Below are 15977 nucleotides of genomic sequence, written 5' to 3'. Positions count from 1 at the left end.
CCAGCACCGTGCATTACTATCTGTATGAGTTCGGCACTGCGGAAGGCGACACCGGCGCCTGTATTGTGGAGATTTATTCCGATTCCGCCCAGTCACCCGGACCGGAGTTTACCAAGGTTACGCTGGACCAGCTGCACAGCCTCGGCTATCTGACCTATCAGGAGCAGGTGGCATTGACTCCGCACTACAACATTGACCTTGTCTCCTATGTCAATGGCTTTGTTGCCGCATCCTGGGCAGAGACTTTACCAGGCGATCAGCTTCGGAAGTATGTATGGTGTGGTTCGAAGACGGTTCGTCCCTCAAGCGGACCATGGTATCTTGATTGTCTGTATCGCCAGATTTACAACGGCCAAGAGAGGATAATAGGGCATTACACTTTGTTCGCTCGCTGTGGAGATGGTGACATCGTATCATGGCGTCTTCACTACCTTCGTGAACGAACAAAACTGCACATAGTTAATGGTGAGCATTCATTCGAATGGCCTCCGGATGCTGTTATCAGGACAAAGGCGACACTACTGCACTGATAATGCGACCGCCAGTCCAACTACTGGTTTTTAGTGCGGTTTCTATATTATTGTGTGCCGGATGGGCTCAGGACATCGTCTGGCAGCGAGTATACGATGTCACCAGCACTGCTGATTATCCCTGTGGAGCGATTGATAGCTGCGGTAATATATTATTAGCCGGTACTTATTCGGATTCCGGGAATTACGGTATAATGCTGGTAAAATGCAACGCTGATGGTGATATATTATGGCTGCGACGATATGATACTCAGGTGCAGAATGAGCATGTCTACGCGTGCGCCGCAGATTCTGAAGGCGGGGTGGTGATTTCCGGCGAATCCCACCCCGCCAACTCCTGTCTGATAATTAAATATGACTCAGCGGGAAATCTAATATGGATAAAACAGGATAAGGTTGGTTATTTAAGCTATCTTAATGGGGTGGCGGTTGATGAATCGCTAAATATTTATGTGTCGGGCACAACCATGAGTCTTAATCCTCCAAGCTATGATCTGCTGCTGATAAAATACAATGTCAATGGTGATCTGCTCTGGGTAAGGACTTACGACTGGGGCTGGGACGAGGAAGGAGGTGTGATTACTCTGCTGCCGGACGGTAATGTTGCTGGTATCGGCAGTCTTGGCAGTGAGGAGCAATGGTGGTTTGATTTCTTGATTTATAAGTTCGCTCCGAATGGCGACCTCCTCTGGAGTAAAGTTTTGAATGTAAAAAATGAAGACTGGGGCTATGGAGTAAGCACAGATTATGAGAGTAACATTTATGGTGGAGGTTTTGCTGGTCAGTTTTTCAATGGCTGGATTGTTCCTGACTCATTAGTCGTGTTCAAGTATACCCCAGATGGCGATTTGGAATGGGTTAAGGTCTTCGGAAACGACGATTATTCTGGCGGTGGTGCAGTTGTAACCGATGATTTAGGGAATGTCCTGATTGCTGGTTGTTCTTATGATACCATTAGGAGAAAATCAAGTTCTCTGCTATTTTGCTATAACAACCAAGGTGAGTATCGCTGGAACTGCGTATTGCGAGATTCGATCAATAACTTAGAACTGCTTGATATAGTTGGCAGTTTTCCTGCCATAATTTATGGTATGGGAATTTTATCTAACGGCCTCTTCAGTAAATTTGCCATAATCAAATTTCGATATCCAACTGGACTGGGTGAGTTTGGACCTAAATTTAATAAAACACATTCATATTTTTCTCTTGCCACTCCGGTCTGTGCGGGTGCACCGTTACGGTTTTCTGTTGGTTGTGCTGGTGATTACCGGCTGGTGGTGCGGGATGTGAGCGGGCAGGAGCGGCTGGTTTATGCGGGTTATCTTGCGCGAGGGGAGAACCGCATCAGCCTGCCCTCGCTGCCTGCGGGTGTGTATTTTCTTGAGCTTGCGGGTGCCGGGGTGCAGCGCCGGCACCGGCTGGTGGTGGTGAGATAAGGGATTTCTCCACTCCGCTCCGCCTTTGGCTCCGCTCCGGTCGAAATGACCGAAGAATGCGCGCCTGTGGTGTCGCTCCGGTCGGGATGACAGGAAACGGTTCGCCTCAGGCGCCGGGTGAAATGACTTTGCTCTCTTGTCATTCCGAGCATGCCGAGGAATCGCTTGTCCCTTCAGGTCATTCCGAGCGGAGTCGAGGAATCGCTTTCACAATGCAAAGTGCAAAGTGTAAGGCGGAGAGATTTCTCGACTCCGCCTCGCTATCGCTCGGCGTCGCTCGAAATGACGAAAAGAGGTGTCATTCCGAGCGAGGCGTCAGTCGAGTCGAGGAATCGCTTGTCCCTTCAGGTCATTCCGAGCGGAGTGAAACTGAGTCGAGGAATCTCTTTCACAATGCAGAGTGCAAAGTGCAAAATGAAAACAGGGGAGCAGACCGCTTGACAGAAGGCGGGGGACGGGTTATTATTTTCAGGTGGCAGAGCCACCAAGAACAGCAGGCAAAGGCTGCAAAAAGGAGGTAAGCATGAACTGTAAGAACACCAGCCTGCTTTTCGCCCCCCCTGCTGGTAGCGCAGGGCACCAGCACCGTGCATTACTATCTGTATGAGTATCAGGATGAGGAAGGTAATCTTCACGCAGTAATTTTTGAGGATTACAGCGTAGACAGCGAATCACCCGGTCCGGAATTTGTTGAGGTTACAATAGAACAGCTGCATCAGCGAGGATACCTGACTGCCAGCGAAAGACTTGCTCAGACACCCAACGCAACAATTGACACTCATACTTATGGCGGATTTAAGGCTGAGTCCTGGTTTGTGGGCTGGATAGATCAGCGCACCGGGAAGAAGAAATATGACGGCGGAGGGAAAACTACCCGGCCAAACCTGGGCGAATTATATCTGGATATGTGGTACAAAATAGTAAACGCACAGGGTGTTCAGGTGAATTTATTAAATCCGCCGCCAATTATACGACACCAGTCTGACTCGATTGCATGGCATCATACCGCAGGTCATGGCGTAGGAACGACACATTCCCACTTTATCAAAGGCGAGCACGAATTCCAACTTCCGCCCGAGGCGATAATTCAGAGTCATGTAGAAGCCCAGTGGTAGAACCGTGGTAATCCTGAACCAGGGGGCAGAGCCACATAGCAGAGGCCGGGCTCTGCCCCTTTTAGTTGCTCTCATACTGAGTTTTTTTAATTTCGTTAATGCCATCGACATATTATGGACTCAGCGATATAATTTCGCATTTGACAAGTGGGCTTGGGGAGATGTTGATATTCTAACTGGAGATTTGATTGTGGTGGGCGAGAGTGATGTCGATTCCAATCCGGTCTTTGTGCTCATCCGTTATAACCGTGACGGCGATACGGTCTGGACCCGGGTGTTTGACAGTCCTTATCTGGACTGGCTTCACGGCTGTGCGGTTGACCGGGCAGGGAATGTTATCATTGCGGGCTCAATGACTTCGGGTGGCGGAGTGGTTAAATATGACCGGAACGGCAATCTGTGCTGGTATCGGCGGGTGTATCCGCGGCAGACAAATTACTTCTCCGGGGTGACGAGCGATGAATCACTGAACATTTATGTCGCCGGTGGACGCGGGAGTAATGCACAGCTGATGAAACTTTCACCCGGCGGTGAATCGCTGTGGCTGAGGGAGTATGATTTTGGTTATCCGCTTGAGGATATTGTTTCGCTGTATTATTCAACCAACGGTTACATTGCGGGCGCAGGGGATGTCGCAGTGGAGGGAGGTCAGTTTGATTGTTTAAGTATACAATGGAATGAAACTGGTGATGTTAGTTGGGTCCGTATTCTTCATATCAAACCTCAGGATGAAGCTAGAGATATTACCGCCGATTCTGAAGGCAACCTTTATATCACCGGTGATGCCTGGGATGAGACGCAGCAGGGGATCGTGCAGCCGGACTCGTTTGTTACCGCCCGCTATCAGCCTGACGGCACGCTGGACTGGGTCAGAGTTGACGGATTAAGCCATTACAGCTGGGGGGAGGCAATCGGTTTTGATCCTTCGGGACAGCTGCTGGTTGCCGGTGGTTGTTATGACAGCATTCTTAATGAATCCAGCGGTGCGATTCTGTGTTACAGTCTGGACGGCACACTGTTATGGCACTGGACCTACCGGCAGGAAAACCAAAACTGCCGGTTTACCGATATAGTTATTGCTGAGCCCGGGGTGTGTTATGTGATTGGTGAGGTTGCCAATGCTGATTATGACTCCAGCGACTTTCTGGTGCTGAAGCTGCGCTATCCGGTCGGGATGGCGGAAGGACGGCCGGCAGAAGTGCCGGCAGGTGACATTTCCCCTGCCACTCTGGTCTGTGCGGGTGCAACTTTGCGGTTTTCTGTTGGTTGTGCTGGTGATTACCGGCTGGTGGTGCGGGATGTGAGCGGGCAGGAGCGGCTGGTTTATGCGGGTTATCTTGCGCGAGGGGAGAACCGCATCAGCCTGCCCTCGCTGCCTGCTGGTGTTTATTTTCTTGATCTTGCGGGTGCCGGGGTGCAGCGCCGGCACCGGCTGGTGGTGGTGAGATAAGGGATTTCTCCACTTCGCCCTTCGGGCTGTGGTCGAAATGACCCTTCTCTTGTCATTCCGAGCGAGCCGAAGGCGAGTCGAGGAATCGCTTTAATTCAAAACGCAAAATTTCACAAATTGGACACAAACGGGCAGGGATTCGCCATCATACTGAAAAACAGTAATTTATGCCTGATGTATATTCCCCGTTGGTCCGTTTTTGTAGGTAATGATTGTTCAATAACTTGCTGTATTACACCCCTGAAGAGCCTGCCCTCTGGGCAGTTCCGGGGAGGGTGGGTCTATGGGATTTTAAATGGCAGCAGGAGCGGTTATGCAGGAGGTGCGGGTTGCAGTGACGGTTGCGATGTTGTTTTGGTTATTGGTGGTTGCGGTTTGACAGGAGCGGTAAATACCGGATAATTTAAGTATGAAAAGTTTTTATCTTGCCCTTTTGTCGGCGGTGGTTTGTGCCGGAGTAGTTCTGAACTGCACGCCGGCGATGGTGAAGGCGGTTCAGCCCTATTCTATCTCTCCGGAGTTTGATCTGAGCCGGACCTGGCGGATTGCGGTTCTGCCACCGGCAGGCGGTTCTTCTGATACCGGTGATGAAGGCGGACTCAGGGAGTTTGCCGAGCTCCAGCTTTTGAAGATTCCGACGGTGGTGGTGGTTGACCGTTCAAAGGTGGATGCGGTTTTGAATGAGCAGGAGTTCTCCTGGTCGGGGGTGGTTGATCCACAGACCGCTGCCCGGCTGGGCGGGCTGATGGGTGCGAATGCGCTGATGAGTATCAGAATCGGGAAGGTGAAGCATGACCCGTTCTTTTCCGATTCACCGAATCAGCGGGATGCGGAGGTTTCTGTCCGGATTGTGAGCGTGGAGAACGGGTCGGTGCTGTATTCGGCACAGGGTCAGAGTTCCAGTTTTGAGGGTGCCGAGGAGGCGCTCAAGGGTGCGGTGCTGACCGCGCTGCTCCCGCTCCTGGAAAAGGGAGGTGTGAAATGAGGCGGATTGCCGGTTTACCGGTCAGTTTTGCTGTGGTGCTGATGGCTGCCGGCTGTGTCAGTTCCGGTGCAAATGTGAGGTCAGCCGGTGGTCCGGTTCAGACGCCAGCTCAGGCACCGGTTGCGGGTCCGGTGCAGATGCCACCGATGCCTCAGGATACCGGTTTTACCGTGCCGGTGCCGGTCGGTCCGATCGCTCCGCCGAATGAGATTGTTGAGCCGGTGCCGGGCGGGGTGATTGACTGGGGCGCGCGGGTGGTGCGGGCGCGCGGCTCCGGGGTGCTGGACCCGGCGGATGAGAATCTGTCAAGGGCAAGGCTGATGGCGGAGCGGGCCGCGGTGGTGGTGGCACAGCGGAATCTCCTGGAGATCATCAAGGGGGTGCGGGTGGATTCGGACACCAAGGTGGAGAACTTTGTTACCCGCTATGATGTGATTTACACCCGGGTGGAAGGGGTGATCAAGGGGGCACGGCAGACCGGTCCGGCAAGATACGATTCCGCTGCCGGGATTGTTGAGGTGGAGCTGGAGGTGGCGCTGGACGGTCCGCAGAGCGTTGCCGATGCGCTCCTGCCCGCGCTCGGTCCGCAGTCCGGAGAGATACGGGCGCAGGTTTCGCCTGCGGTCCGGGAGTTTTTCAAGCAGTATTCCGGGCTGGTGCTGGATGCGGGCAATACCGGGCTCAAGCCCGCACTGTTTCCCAAAATTTATGATGAGAGCGGTAACCTCCTGCTGGATACCCGGGAGCTTTACCGTTATACCGGCTCAACCGGTCAGACGGTGCTGAACTACATCACCCGGCTCGATGAGATTCTTTCCCGGCCTGAGTTTGCCCGCCAGCCGCTGGTGCTCAAGATTAAGGAGGTGCGGGGCAGGCTGGGCAGTGATATCGTGATTTCCCGGCAGGATGCGGAGAAGCTGAAGTGGCTCAAGGACGGGGCGAAGTTTCTGCTGGAGGCGGGCAGGCTGATTGTCCGGCTGATACTGTAAGGGGTGAAGATGCGGGCGCTGACCTTTTTTCTGCTGATCCTGCCTTTTGTCTTTTGTTATCAGCCCGCCTACACCGCAAAAACCGGCAGTTCCACACCAGCACCCGGTTCTGAGGTGGTGCTCAGTGGTGGTGAGGGGGTGGAGGTGCTGGCTGAAGGGGTGGCGGCGATTACCGGTGAACCGGACATCGCCCGGGACGGCGCACTCCGGGACGCACTGCGCAAGGCGGTGGAGCAGGCGGTGGGCAGTTTCATCAATGCCGAGACCCGGGTCCAGAACTTCCAGCTCCTTTCCGACCGGATTTATGCCAACTCCAGCGGTTATGTTGCCTCCTACCGGGTGGTGAGTGAAAGCCGGGAGCAGGGGCTATACCGGGTGGTGATTCGAGCAAGGGTGAAGACCGACCGGATTGAAAATGACCTGCAGGCGATCGGCATTCTGCTCAATGAGCAGGGCCGGCCACGGGTGCTGGTCGTGGTTCAGGGTGATGAGGAGGGAGATGAGGATGCCGGTTTTGTTGAAGCCAGAATCAGCGGCTATTTTGCGGAGCGGGGTTTTCCGGTTGTGGACCGGCAGACTCTGGAGCAGAATCTGGCAAGAGAGCAGCTGCGCCGGCTGATTGCGGGGGACAGTGCAGCAGCACAGCTTGCCGGACTGCGGACCGGTGCGGAGATCGGCATCGTCGGCAGACTCAACCGGTCACAGGAGCGGCGGCGTTCACCCTATACCCAGACCGAGACCCAGTTTTATCAGGCAGGGCTGGTCCTGCGTGCGGTCAATCTCCAGACCGCTGCGGTGCTGGCAACATCAACAGTGAGTCTGACTCTGCCCTTTTCCCGGACCGAGGTCCTGAACCGGGTTGCCGACTCCTCAAGCCGGTTGCTGATGAACCGAATCCTTGCAGGCTGGAGCCGCCGGACGAATACAACTGAAATTGTCTGCCGGAATGCCGGTTATGAGAAGGTGGAGCGGTTGAAAACTGAGCTGAGCACGAAACTGCGCGGGGTCGTGACGGTGGTGAGCCGGGAGCTTGCGGGTGACCAGGCACTGATTGAAGTCGTTTCCGAGACGACCACCCAGGAGGTTCTGAGCGGTTTGCAAGAGCGGGGTTTTACCGTCCGGTTTGAGGTTCTGGGCTGGACAAACAACCGGATTGAGATAAAATTTACCGACTGAAGCTGGAGGTGAAACGGTGAGAAAGTTGACAATCGCATTAGTTCTGCTGCTGTTTACCGCCCTGATTCTGGCTGAGGAGCAGAAGCCGGCGCTCGCACCGGTCGCCAGTTTTGTCCATCCGGATGCGGGGGGCAAGCTGCCGATTCTGGGCACGGTGGCGGTGGTGCTGTCCGGAATCGATCCGCAGGCAAACCGGCTGCTGGAGGATGCACTGGCGCTCAATCTGCTGAGTGAAAGTATCCGGGTGGTTTATCCCGGAGAAAAGGAGCTGGGCAGAAACCGGCAGTCACCGCCGGAACCGGTGGAGTTTGCCCGCAAGCTGGGCGCTAACAGTCTGATTACCGGCAATATCATCGCCCGCTGTGGCCATTGTGTCCGGAGTAAGGGATCATGTTCAGCCGAGGAGATGCGGGCGGTCTCACTGGCGCTCGTGGATGTGCCGCAGGACAAGGTGCTGGTCTGGGCGCTCTATGAACCGGAATCTAAAACTCCGGTGACCGCAATCAGTCAGGCGTTTGTCCGGTTCATGATTGAAAGTCTGAAGGAGCAGAAACAAAAAGAGGAGGAGCAGAAATGAGGGCAGACTGGCTGCTTTTGCCAATGGCACTGCTGGGGCTTTTAACCTGTGCCACCTCGCACTATGTCCGGCCCGATGAGGTCACCGAATGGGACTACACCTATTCGGATACCGATATGAAGCTTTTGGCGGAGAAGATGGTGCAGTCGCTGGCGGAGTTCAAACTGCCGCCGCGGGCCGATACCGGCAAGCCGGTGCTGGCGTTTCTGACGATCGGCAACCGGACCTCCCAGCACATTGACACTGAAGGGATTGCAGAGAAGATTATGGTGGCGCTTTTGAAGCTGGGCAAGTTCCGGATTGTGGACCGGGAGCTCCTGAAACAGCAGGCAAGGGAGATTGCGCTCGTGGAAACCCAGCGGATTGATGTGGACGGAGCGGTGAAGCTGGGCAATCTGATCGGTGCGGACTATTTTCTCACCGGCGATGTGATGAGCATTGAGAAGACGAGGGGCGCGACCACCCTTGCCTATTACAAGCTGACGATGCGGCTGGTGGATGTCCGGACCTCGGAGATCATCTGGGCGGATGAGCAGGAGCTGAAGAAAAAGAGCAGCCGCGCCTGGTACGAATAATCTGAACCGGAACAAGTCAGATGCACCGGTTCCGGTTCTGGCTGCTGGTTCCGGTCTGCGGGCTTATGGTCTGCGGACCGCCGGCAACCGTCAAGCCTGAAGCACCTGCCCGTTATTTCACCAATCTCGTCTATGCGCCCGCAGTGGAGCGATACCGGAAGACCGTGGAGGAGAAGTTCCGGGCGCAGGACCGGTCCTACATCCTTTCCCTGCTGAGCTACGGGATTGCCAGTTTTTATGACCTGAACCTGGAGCAGGCGCGCAAGGCATTTTTTGCCGCCTACAAGGTGGATGCGGGCGACCGGCCTGAGGCGGCGAAGCTCTATGACTGGCTGGTGGTGGACTCCCGGACGGTGTATAAACTGCGGAAGCGGGAACGGGAGCTGGTTCATTTCTATCTCGGGCTGTGCTATCTCCTCCAGAACAACCCGCAGGAGGCGCTGGTCGAGTTCAGGAAGCTGCGTCAGTATGATCAGGATGCCTCAAAACTGCCGATTGTGAACTTCTATCTCGGTCTGATTTATGAGAAGCTGGGCAAGCCGGATGATGCCCGGATTGAATATCAGGGGCTGGCACAGATAGCCGACACCGGCACGGTAATTTTCAATCTGGCGCAGGAGCTGCTTGCCGGGATTGCCGACCATGAGGTCCCGGACAGCGGGCAGATGGAACTGATCGTTCAGATTGATCATCAGACCGCCGGCTCAATCGGCAGAACCGAGGTCTGGCTGGATTCGCTCGGGGTGATCGCCACCATACCGGAGCTGATGGACAGCTTTCCGGTCCGGCTGAGCGGGGCGGAGGCAACCCGCAAGGCGGCACAGGAGGCCGGGGCAAAGGCGGCACGGCTGGCGCTGCGGGTTCTGGGTGCATTACTGCTGGAGAAGGCGTTGCCCGGTTACGGCGAGGAGCTGGCAGACGACATTGCCGATATTACGCTCGGCAAGGAGGAGGAGAACCGGGACACCCGTGCCTGGGGTTATGCCCCATTGAACTTTTCCTTTGCCCGGCTCAAAATTCCGGTAAATACCTGCCGGGTCCGGCTCCGGTTTTACGACCGGTCGGGCACGCTGACCGGTTATTGCGACTATCCGCTGGCAACGGGCGGACGGGCAGGCTTCTGCGACCGGCATGAGGGCCGATACCGGACCTGGTTCATCATTGCCGGTCTGGCGGAGGAGTTTTATGGTTATTAAAAGGAGGTTAAAATGAGACGGATCAATCAGACACTGGTTCTGGGCGCTGCTGTTCTGCTGTTATGCCTGTGTGCCCAGACCATCAACTCGCTCTGGATCAACCGCGAAACCGACTCCCGGCGCTGGGTGATCAACAATCCGGTGCTGGCAAGTGATATCCGGGTGCTGGATGTCCGGGAGGAGGAGTCGGACGATGCGCTGGTGGTGAGCGTGCTTTTGAAGAACGGCTGGCACATGCCGATCGGTGGCAAGGTGAAGATGCTGTTTTATGACGAAAAGGGGGTACAGCTTGACGATTCCTGGGGCTGGCATCAGGTGATGCTTGAGTCCAATCAGGAGCAGTGGTTCAAGTTTGTGGCACCGGCGCCCGCCGACCGGATTTCCCGGATGAAGCTGATGATCCGGGGCATCAACCGTTATTCTGCTGCCCAGCCGTAAACTGAGAAAAGTTTAATACTGAATATGCCGGATGACAATCTGATTGTCGAGACCGTGGAGCTGGTGAAGCGCTATCCGATGGGCCGGCAGGAGCTGGTGGCGCTGAAAGGGGTCAGTCTGCGGTTTTGCCAGGGCGAATTCAGCGGTGTGATCGGACCTTCGGGTTCGGGCAAGACGACCCTGCTGAATATCATCGGCACGCTGGATGTGCCCAGCGCCGGTTCAGTGCGGGTGCTGGGTGAAACCGTGGAACGGCTTTCACCGGCTGCCGCTGCCCGGCTGCGCAGTCGTCATATCGGTTTTGTGTTCCAGACCTTCAACCTGCTGCCGGTCTATACCGCCTATGAGAATGTGGAATTTCCCCTGCTGCTGCTGGGTATGGGGGCACAGGAACGGCGCAGGCGGGTAATGGCGGCGCTGGAATGGGTCGGTCTGGCAGATCGGGCAGACTCCTATCCTAGCCAGCTTTCCGGCGGTGAGTGCCAGCGGGTGGCGATCGCCCGGGCGATGGTCAAGGAGCCGGCGCTGGTGCTGGCGGATGAGCCGACCGCCAATCTGGATGCCGAGAACTCCTATCATATTCTGGAGACGATGCAGAAACTGAATCAGGAGCTGGGCACAACCTTTATCTTTTCCACCCATGATGACAAGGTGATCGGTTATCTGCGCCGGCGGATCAGACTGGTCGACGGCCGGGTGGCAGCTGATGAAGCCGGGTAAGATGAGGCATTTTCAATGCTGACTCTGCTGGGACTTGCCTGGCGGAACCTGCGCAGTGCCGGTCTGCGCACCGGACTGAACTCGTTTGCGCTGTCGCTGGGATTTGTGATGATCATCTTCGGGCAGGGTCTGCTTGAGGGTGTGAACCGGCAGGCAGAAAGGATGGCGGTGGATTATGATGTAGGTGGCGGTCAGTTCTGGCAGAAGAACTATGACCCATATGATTACTCAACCCTGACTCATGCCCATGCACCCATTCCGGCTGCATTTCAGCCGCTGATTGACCGGGGTGAGGCGGTGCCGATTCTGGTCGTGCCGGCGACAGTCCGGTATCCCGGAGGGGTGATGCCGGTGTTGCTGAAGGGTATTGTGCCCTGGCAGCAGGTGGTGAAAATCCCGAGTGCCGGTCTGGACAGTGGCAACGGGACGATGCCGGTGGTGACCGGTATGCGGATGGCACAGATGCTCGGGGTAAGTGCGGGCGATACAGTGCAGATTCAGCTGCTGGATGCAGCGGGACAGACGGTTGAAGTCCGGGGCAGGGTTGTTGCGGTGATGAGTACGCCGGTGGCGACAGTTGATGAGGGGCAGCTGTGGCTGCCGCTGGACCGGCTGGCAGAACTTGCCGGTCTCGAGGGACAGGCAACACTGGTCACGGTCCGGCAGGGCTATCCGCAGCACAAGCTGCCCGCAGTTTCCGGCTGGGTTTTTCAGTCCCCGGCGGTGCTGCTTTCTGATCTGCGGCAGATGATCGGCACGAAAACTGTCGGGCAGTCGGTATTCTTTGTTGTGCTTTTTCTGCTGGCACTGCTGGCAATCTTTGATACCCAGGTGTTTGCCATCTTCCGCCGGCGCCGGGAGATCGGCACACTGGTGGCATTGGGGATGACCAGAGGTCAGGTGGTGGCGCTGTTCACCCTTGAGGGTGCTCTTTACGGGGTGTTTGCCGCACTGTTCGGTGCGGTTTACGGTCTGCCGCTTTTTGTCTATCTGAACCGGCACGGAATTTCATTTCCGGGTGGCAGTTCCTGGGGGTTTGCCCTTGAGGAACGGATGTATCCGGTCTACTCCTCCGGGCTGATTATCGGCACGACACTGCTGGTACTGATTTCGGCCGCATTTGTCGCCTGGCTGCCTGCCCGGCGGATTGCCAGGCTGAAGCCGACCGATGCCCTGCGCGGCAGGTGGGGATGAGCTGGTTTGTCATTAAGGGGATACTGCGGGACCGGAGCCGGAGCCTTTTTCCCTTGGTGGTCGTGACCGTCGGCGTGGCGCTGGCGGTTTTTCTTGATGCCTATCTGCGCGGGGCACAGGACAGCATCTTTGCCGCAACCGCCCGTCTGGCAACGGGTCATCTGCGGGTTGTGACCCGGGCACAGGCTGAACTGGGAAACCGGCACAGTCTCAGATTCACCCTGAAGGATATTGACAGTCTGGTTTTCAGCCTGAGTCAGCGGTATCCGGAGATCAGCTGGCATCCCCGGCTCCGGTTTTCCGGAGTCATCCGCAGCAACAAGACCGGACTTCCGGGCATACCGTTCACCGGGCTGGGTATGGACCTGACTCCTGAGGGTCCGGAGCGGAAACGGCTCCGGCTCGACCTCGGGCTGGTGGCGGGCGGTCTGCCGGAAGAAGGTGGTGCCGGGCTGGGTTTCCGGCTGGCGCAGCAGCTGGGTGTGGTTCCGGGAGATACGGTGGTGATCGTTACCACCCGGGCTGATGGTGAGCTGACCGAGCTGCGGCTGGCGGTTGCGGGCATTATCCGCTTTGGGGTGTCTGCACTGGACCGGCAGCTGCTGGTGGCAGATATTGGTGAGGTTCAGGCATTGCTTGGTGCCGGGCACCAGGCAACCGAACTGCTGGGGTTCTTTCGTCACGGTTTTTATGATGACCACCGGGCGGTGGCGCTCGCCCGCAGTTTTAATCTCCTGCCGGCGGGCAGTGAGGAGCGAAGTGCGCCCGTTATGCAGGCGCTGCGGGACGCTGCCGGATTCGGTTCGCTGATTGAGCTGATCAGCGCGGCGACCGGTCTGGTGGTGTTCATTTTCGTGCTGGCGATGGCGGTAGTGCTGCTGAATGCGGGGCTTTTGAACTCCTTGCGCCGGTATCAGGAGATCGGGATCCGGCTGGCGCTGGGTGAGACCAAACTGCATCTCTACGGTTCGCTGCTGAGTGAGGCGTTTTTTATCGGCAGCGCCGGGTCGTTGCTGGGCACACTGCTGGGACTGGGTGCCAGCTGGTATCTGCAGACCCATGGTCTGGACATCAGCGGGATGATGCGCAATGCCTCGGTGGTGATGGAGGATGTGCTACGGGCACGGATTGCCGGCAGGACATTTTTTATCGGATTTTTACCCGGCCTGACTGCCACCTTTGCGGGCAGTGCCCTTGCCGGGCTGGGTATCTTCCGCCGTTCGCCGGCACGGCTGACCCGGGAACTTGCTGAATAGCCGACGGCAACGCACAGTTGACATATTTTATCAGGTTTTTATCATAAGACCGTGGCACGCGGACTGGTGATCATGCCCACCTATAATGAGGCCGAAAACATTGAAAAGATCATCCCGGTGGTGCTGGCGCAGTCGCCGGAGCTGGATATTCTGGTCATTGACGATAACTCTCCGGATAAAACGGGTGACATTGTTGAGGCAATTTCCCGGCAGAACCCGCGGGTGAAGCTGATCCGGCGGGAGCGGAAGCTGGGTCTGGGCACCGCCTATGTCATGGGGTTCCGGTATGCGCTCGAGCACGGTTATGATTACTGCTTTGAGATGGATGCGGACTTCTCTCACCCACCGGAAAAGATTCCGGAGATGATTGCCCTGCTTAAGGACTATGATCTGGTGATCGGTTCCCGGTATTCCGACGGCATCTCAATTGTCAACTGGCCGATGAAGCGGCTGCTTTTATCCTATTTTGCCTGTCTTTATGCCCGCAAGGTGACCGGCTGTCCGGTCCGGGATCTGACCGCCGGTTTCAAGGCTTACCGCTGCGATATGCTGCGGAAACTGGACTTAAATCAGCTCAGGGAGGACGGCTACGGGTTCCAGATTGAGATTGACTTTATGATCTGGCGCAAGGGGGGGAGGATCAAGGAGATTCCGATCATATTTACCGAGCGGCGTGCCGGTGTGTCGAAAATGTCGCGCCGGATCATCTGGCGTGCCTTTGTTTTAGTCCTGAGACTGCGGCTCCAGCGGCTGCTGGGCAAGGTCTGAATCTTCTCTTAACTCAATTTTCCCGGGATAAAAAGAAGGTTAGTTTCAGGAGTTAAGTGCCGAGGGGGGGATTTGAACCCCCATGGGTTGCCCCACTAAGTCCTGAGCCTAGCGCGTCTGCCATTTCCGCCACCTCGGCAGAAGTCAGGCTGAAAATAGATTAATTATTATCACCCGCAAGTCAAGCCCGGCTAAAAGCTGTCCGCGACATCAGAAATCCGGACCTGGTCACAGAGGAGCCAGGCGGGAACACTCTGAGCTTCAGGGGTACGACGTTCATAGGTTGAGGATTCGTTCTGGGCGACCGACCGGGCGGCAACTGCCACCACATTGTTGAACACATTCGGAATTGAGTCGGTGATCCGGGAGGAGAAAAGCGGTGCAACCGGTCTGCCATCACGGATCAAAAGGGCATTGAAACGGGAGGAGCCGGTGAAGATACCACGGGTCGGATCCGGAAGGTGGACATAGTGAAGGTGCGGGATGTAGAGTGCATTGCCGGCAAGCGCCATTGCTGACTTCAGATCTGCCGGTCCGGTGCCGGTGCCAAACACCAGATCCCAGTTGTTGAGGTCATGGCCGGTCGGCTGTTTGCCGTACTTGGCAGCGGTCTGCGAGTCGTAGGTGACATTGGTGAATATGCCGTTTTTCACCAGCAGGAAGGGCCGGCGCCTTTTGCCATTGAAGTCAAACGGCATGCCGAAGACATCGGGATTGCTCGGGTCGTCGGTGAGCGTAACCATCTCGGAAAAGATTTTGTCGCCGAAGCGGTTTCTGGAGGTAAATGCCCGCCCCTCCTCATAAGCCCGGCCGAAGAAGCCGCCCCAGACACAGAGGGAGACGAGCTGGGCGATTGCCTGCGGTCCGAAAAGTACCCGCTGATTGCCGATCTCGGTCTTGTAGCCCGGGTTCTGCTCGTAAATGGGCAGAAGGGTTTCAAACTCCGCGATGATCTCTTCGGCACTGAACTCGCCCGCCCGCTTCTGGGTTTTCTCCACCGCCAGCTCCCATTTCTGCACCTGGTCCTTCAGGACCAGCACCAGCCGGCCGTCGGTGAGTTTCCGGTAGGCTTCGTGGTCATTGGCGGTGGTCAGGTAATACATCTCGGTTGAGCCGGTGCTCCAGGAACCGGAGAAGTCGTAACTGCCTCTGGGTTTGAGATGCCTGATTACCCGGGCGCACAGCTCCGATTTGGTAACCGGGGAGAGGGTTTCCAGTGCAGGGTCAAAACCGGCGGTGTCGTCAACCGGCTCTTCAACAACGCCGAAGATCGGTTCATAGTCCTTTGCCAGTGAATTCCGGCAGTTTTCGGCTGCACGGTTGAGTGCCTCCTTCAGCTGGTCAAAGCTGGAAATGTCGGCGGTCAGAGTCCAGGAGCCGACCCGGCGTCCCTCCTGAACCGAGACATCCAGCCGGGAAAGTTCCTCGGCGGTGGAAAGGGCGATTGCCGAGTTACCGAGTCTGATCAGACTGGAGCGCTCGCGGTGGAATGAAAACTCGGCGTTCAGACCCTGTTTGCGGGCATAATCCCGTGCCTCCAGCAGCAGGTTGCGAATTCTTGGCTCAAGCATC

At 56.4% G+C, this 15977-nt stretch carries 16 protein-coding genes and 1 tRNA gene; 15 read left to right on the top strand and 2 right to left on the bottom strand.

Annotation, left to right across the window (positions count from 1 at the left end; all coding sequences use genetic code 11):
- From ABIK48_07475 to ABIK48_07405, 15 genes are all read left to right on the top strand, one after another.
- On the top strand, nt 1-530 hold a 530-nt coding region (locus ABIK48_07475; GenBank protein MEO0021993.1), incomplete at its 5' end, for a hypothetical protein.
- Nucleotides 531-580: 50 nt separating this feature from the next.
- Complete coding sequence (locus ABIK48_07470; GenBank protein MEO0021992.1) at nt 581-1966, top strand: hypothetical protein; 1386 nt, start codon at nt 581-583, stop codon at nt 1964-1966.
- A 587-nt stretch (nt 1967-2553) separates the two neighbouring features.
- A complete protein-coding gene (locus ABIK48_07465; protein MEO0021991.1) occupies nt 2554-3081 on the top strand; it encodes a hypothetical protein in 528 nt (175 codons plus the stop codon).
- Nucleotides 3082-3085: 4 nt separating this feature from the next.
- Nucleotides 3086-4531 carry an SBBP repeat-containing protein gene (locus tag ABIK48_07460; GenBank protein ID MEO0021990.1) on the top strand — a complete coding sequence of 482 codons (1446 nt, stop codon included), beginning with the start codon at nt 3086-3088 and terminating at the stop codon, nt 4529-4531.
- A gap of 409 nt (nt 4532-4940) precedes the next feature.
- The gene (locus ABIK48_07455) at nt 4941-5516 is read left to right on the top strand and encodes a CsgG/HfaB family protein (protein ID MEO0021989.1); all 576 of its coding nucleotides are present in this window, start codon (nt 4941-4943) and stop codon (nt 5514-5516) included.
- Entirely contained in the window at nt 5513-6505 is a 993-nt protein-coding gene (locus tag ABIK48_07450; protein ID MEO0021988.1) for a hypothetical protein, read from the top strand. Before ABIK48_07455 ends, ABIK48_07450 begins: the two co-directional genes overlap by 4 nt.
- Before the next feature lie 9 nt (nt 6506-6514).
- The gene (locus ABIK48_07445; GenBank protein MEO0021987.1) at nt 6515-7681 is read left to right on the top strand and encodes a flagellar assembly protein T N-terminal domain-containing protein; all 1167 of its coding nucleotides are present in this window, start codon (nt 6515-6517) and stop codon (nt 7679-7681) included.
- Nucleotides 7682-7697: 16 nt separating this feature from the next.
- Nucleotides 7698-8258, top strand: coding sequence for a hypothetical protein (locus tag ABIK48_07440; GenBank protein MEO0021986.1), 561 nt, complete (start codon nt 7698-7700; stop codon nt 8256-8258).
- The gene (lpoB, locus tag ABIK48_07435) at nt 8255-8833 is read left to right on the top strand and encodes a penicillin-binding protein activator LpoB (GenBank protein MEO0021985.1); all 579 of its coding nucleotides are present in this window, start codon (nt 8255-8257) and stop codon (nt 8831-8833) included. Before ABIK48_07440 ends, lpoB begins: the two co-directional genes overlap by 4 nt.
- 20 nt (nt 8834-8853) lie before the next feature.
- A complete protein-coding gene (locus ABIK48_07430; GenBank protein ID MEO0021984.1) occupies nt 8854-10029 on the top strand; it encodes a tetratricopeptide repeat protein in 1176 nt (391 codons plus the stop codon).
- Between the two features lie 12 nt (nt 10030-10041).
- A complete protein-coding gene (locus tag ABIK48_07425; protein MEO0021983.1) occupies nt 10042-10467 on the top strand; it encodes a DUF1425 domain-containing protein in 426 nt (141 codons plus the stop codon).
- Nucleotides 10468-10491: 24 nt separating this feature from the next.
- Nucleotides 10492-11187: an ABC transporter ATP-binding protein gene (locus ABIK48_07420; GenBank protein ID MEO0021982.1), complete on the top strand. Its 696-nt coding sequence runs from the start codon at nt 10492-10494 to the stop codon at nt 11185-11187.
- A gap of 15 nt (nt 11188-11202) precedes the next feature.
- Nucleotides 11203-12381, top strand: coding sequence for an FtsX-like permease family protein (locus ABIK48_07415; GenBank protein MEO0021981.1), 1179 nt, complete (start codon nt 11203-11205; stop codon nt 12379-12381).
- Nucleotides 12378-13637, top strand: a complete 1260-nt coding sequence (locus ABIK48_07410; protein MEO0021980.1) for an FtsX-like permease family protein — start codon at nt 12378-12380, stop codon at nt 13635-13637. The genes ABIK48_07415 and ABIK48_07410 overlap by 4 nt, the downstream gene beginning before the upstream one ends.
- Before the next feature lie 51 nt (nt 13638-13688).
- Nucleotides 13689-14405: a polyprenol monophosphomannose synthase gene (locus ABIK48_07405; GenBank protein ID MEO0021979.1), complete on the top strand. Its 717-nt coding sequence runs from the start codon at nt 13689-13691 to the stop codon at nt 14403-14405.
- Between the two features lie 57 nt (nt 14406-14462).
- Here ABIK48_07405 and ABIK48_07400 read toward each other — a convergent pair.
- Nucleotides 14463-14544: transfer RNA gene (locus ABIK48_07400), tRNA-Leu, on the bottom strand.
- Nucleotides 14545-14596: 52 nt separating this feature from the next.
- Nucleotides 14597-15976 carry a metallopeptidase TldD-related protein gene (locus ABIK48_07395; protein MEO0021978.1) on the bottom strand — a complete coding sequence of 460 codons (1380 nt, stop codon included), beginning with the start codon at nt 15974-15976 and terminating at the stop codon, nt 14597-14599.
- Between the last annotated feature and the right edge of the window lies 1 nt (nt 15977).

The organism is candidate division WOR-3 bacterium (assembly GCA_039801085.1).
In the GTDB taxonomy this organism is placed as follows: domain Bacteria; phylum Hydrothermota; class Tepidihabitantia; order Tepidihabitantales; family Tepidihabitantaceae; genus JAOABP01.
This window is presented reverse-complemented; position numbering and strand designations above follow the sequence as displayed.